Below are 2,992 nucleotides of genomic sequence, written 5' to 3'. Positions count from 1 at the left end.
GGTTAGCTGCAGTCTCGTGGGCTCGGAGATTTGTATAGGAGACAGGTGCCTGTCTGCTCAAGTGCGCCGCCCGGCCCGGCCGCTCGGACGCATCCTGGGGAATGCGGCCGTTCTTGCGAAAGGGCGACCGGGTCGGGGTGGCGCGTTCCTACCTGACACCCGTCGCCCAGTGGCACACCATCTGGCGCACCCTGGCGAACCCTGGCGAATAGTCGCCCGGCAACTCTCCCCCGGGCTACTGTCAACTCAGCCGAGAACCTGGGGGCTTGACGTGAGCGGACAACCCAACACCCGCCTTGCGGACCTGTTCGGCCTGGCCGGCTGGTCCAAGGGTGAACTCGCGAGGATGGTCAACCGGCAGGCGGCGGCCATGGGCCACCCCCAGCTGTCGACCGACACCTCCCGGGTGCGGCGTTGGATCGACATGGGGGAGATCCCCCGCGATCCGGTGCCGCGGGTGCTGGCGGCTCTGTTCACCGAGCGTCTCGGCCGTGTCGTGACCATCGAGGACCTCGGTCTGGTCCGGCACGGGCGTACGGGGAAACGGCAGGACGGCGGGAGTGTGGAGCATCCCGACGGTGTGCCGTGGGCGCCCGAGCGGACAGCGGCGGTCCTCACCGAATTCACGGGAATGGACCTCATGCTCAACCGACGCGGCTTGGTGGGTGCGGGTGTCGCGCTCACCGCGGGATCCGCACTCAGCAGCGCCATGCACGACTGGCTGCACACCGACCCGGCCCTCAAGGCCGACGCCCCCCAGTTCGACGACCCCCTGCACGCCGACCCCGCTGGGTTCGACCGCTACGAGGCCGCCCCCATCGGGTCGCAGGAGATCGAGGAACTGGAGCGCTCGGTCGAGGTGTTCCGGGCCTGGGACGCCGCCCGCGGCGGCGGGCTGCAGCGCAAGGCAGTCGTGGGCCAGCTCAACGAGGTGGGCGGCATGCTCGCCTACCGTCACCCCGACCATCTGCAGCGGCGCCTGTGGGGCGTCGCCGCCAACCTCGCCGTCCTCGCGGGCTGGATGTCGCACGACGTCGGCCTGGAGCCCACGGCCCAGAAGTACTTCGTCATCGCCGCCCACGCGGCCAGGGAAGGCGGCGACCGGCCCCGCGCGGGGGAGGCGCTCTCCCGGGCGGCGCGCCAGATGGTGCACCTGGGCCGGCCCGACGACGCGCTCGACCTGATGAAGCTCGCCCGGTCCGGGTCCGGCGAGGAGGTGCTGCCGCGCACCCGGGCCATGCTCTACACCATCGAGGCCTGGGCGCAGGCCTCGATGGGCAAGGGCCAGGCGATGCGCCGCACCCTCGGCCAGGCGGAGGACCTCTTCGTCTCCGACAAGGGGGACGTGCCGCCGCCGAGCTGGATGCAGATGTTCCGCGAGGAGGACCTCTACGGCATGCAGGCCCTGGCCTACCGCACGCTGGCCGAGCACGAGCCGGGCGCGGCCGTGCACGCCCAGCACTATGCGGAGAAGGCCCTGGCGCTCAGGGTCGACGGACGTCAGCGGTCGAAGATCTTCGACTTCCTGTCCATGGCGTCGGCCTGCTTCATCGCCGACGACCCCGAGCAGGCCGACCGCTACGCACGGCTGGCCCTGATGTCGATGGGTTCCAACTCCTCCCATCGCACCTGGGACCGGCTGCGCCAGATGTACCGGCTGACCGCCGAGTACTCCAGCTACCCGAAGATCCACGAGCTGCGTGAGGAGATCAAACTGGCCCTGCCCAAGCCGGCGAAGGGCGACGGCAGCGCACGGGTGTAGCGGGACGATCGCTTCGTACTAGATCAAAGCTTCGTACTGGATCAAACTAGATCACCCGGGCGACGAGCACGCACGCGTCGTCCTCGCGCTCGGTCTCACCACCGAACTCCTCCACGACCGTCCGCACGCAGTCCTGTGCGGTGCGCGCCTCGCCGAAGCGCGGGGCCAGGTCGAGGAGGCGGTCCACGGCCTCGTCACGGCTGCCTGCGGGTACCAGCCCGTCGGTGTGCAGCAGTAACAGGTCGCCTGGTTCGAGGGTCTGTTCGGTCTGCTCGTAGGAGGCACCGGCGGTCGCGCCGAGCAGGACACCGTCCGGTGCCCGCAGCCTGCGCCCCGTCCCGTCGCGGAACAGCAGCGGGGCGGGGTGTCCGGCCTGCGCCCAGGTCAGGGTGCGGGTCTCGGGCCGGTAGCGGCAGCAGACGGCACTGCCGAGGGCGGGTTGCACGGTGGCGTCGAGTAACTGGTTGAGCAGGGACAGCAGGTGGCCCGGATCGGTGCCGGCCATCGCCATGCCCCGCAGGGCGCCGAGCAGCATCGCCATGCCGGAGGTGACGGTGACGCCGTGCCCGGTGAGGTCGCCGACGCTCAACAGGGTCTGGCCGTCGGGCAGTTCGAGGGCGTCGTACCAGTCGCCGCCGATGAGCGCGGTGCGGGACGCCGGCAGATAGTGGGCCGCGAGGTCCAGGGTCTCGGGGCCCTGGTGCGGGAGCCGCAGGGAGCCACGCCATGGCGGCAGCACGGCTTCCTGCAGCTCCACCGCGAGCCGGTGCTCGGTCTGCGCGCGCTGCTGGTGGCGGTGGAGCGAGTCACGGGTCTCGCTCACCGCCCGCTGGCTGCGGCGCAGTTCGCTGACGTCCCGCAGCACGGCCCACATGGAGGCGGTGCTGCCGTCGGCGTCGAGCACGGGCTCGCCCATCATGTGCACGGTCCGCGCCTCGCCGTCCGGGCGTACGACGCGGAACTCCCCGTCGATGGGCTTGGCGTCCACGAGACAGTCGGTGACCATCGCCGTCAGCTTCGCGCGGTCCTCGTCCAGCACCAGGGACGGCAGTTCGTCGAGGGTGAGCGGAGGAGCGGCGGGGTCGCGGCCCAGGATCTGGTACAGCTCGCCGGACCAACTGGCCTCGTCGGTGAGCAGATTCCATTCGGCGCTGCCGACCCTGCTGAGCAGCGAGCCGCGCCGGGGAGCGGGCGGCACGGCAGCGGCGGGGGAGGCCGTCTCCTGGACGG

Annotated in this window: 2 protein-coding genes; one reads left to right on the top strand and one right to left on the bottom strand. The window is 71.2% G+C overall.

Going from position 1 to position 2,992, the window contains the following annotated elements; translation table 11 throughout:
* Positions 1–271: 271 nt before the first annotated feature.
* On the top strand, positions 272–1,762 hold the full coding sequence (locus GRC12_RS43200) for a DNA-binding protein NsdB (protein WP_208785909.1): 1,491 nt from the start codon (positions 272–274) through the stop codon (positions 1,760–1,762).
* Between the two features lie 46 nt (positions 1,763–1,808).
* On the opposite strand, the gene GRC12_RS43195 is transcribed toward GRC12_RS43200, so the two are convergent.
* Positions 1,809–2,992, bottom strand: a 1,184-nt coding sequence (locus GRC12_RS43195) for a PP2C family protein-serine/threonine phosphatase (RefSeq protein ID WP_208785908.1), incomplete at its 5' end; no start/stop codon positions are given.

It is taken from the genome of Streptomyces griseorubiginosus, assembly GCF_017614965.1.
In the GTDB taxonomy this organism is placed as follows: Bacteria; Actinomycetota; Actinomycetes; order Streptomycetales; family Streptomycetaceae; genus Streptomyces; species Streptomyces griseorubiginosus_B.
Note: the sequence above shows the minus strand (reverse complement) of the source record. Positions and strands in the feature narration are given on the sequence as shown.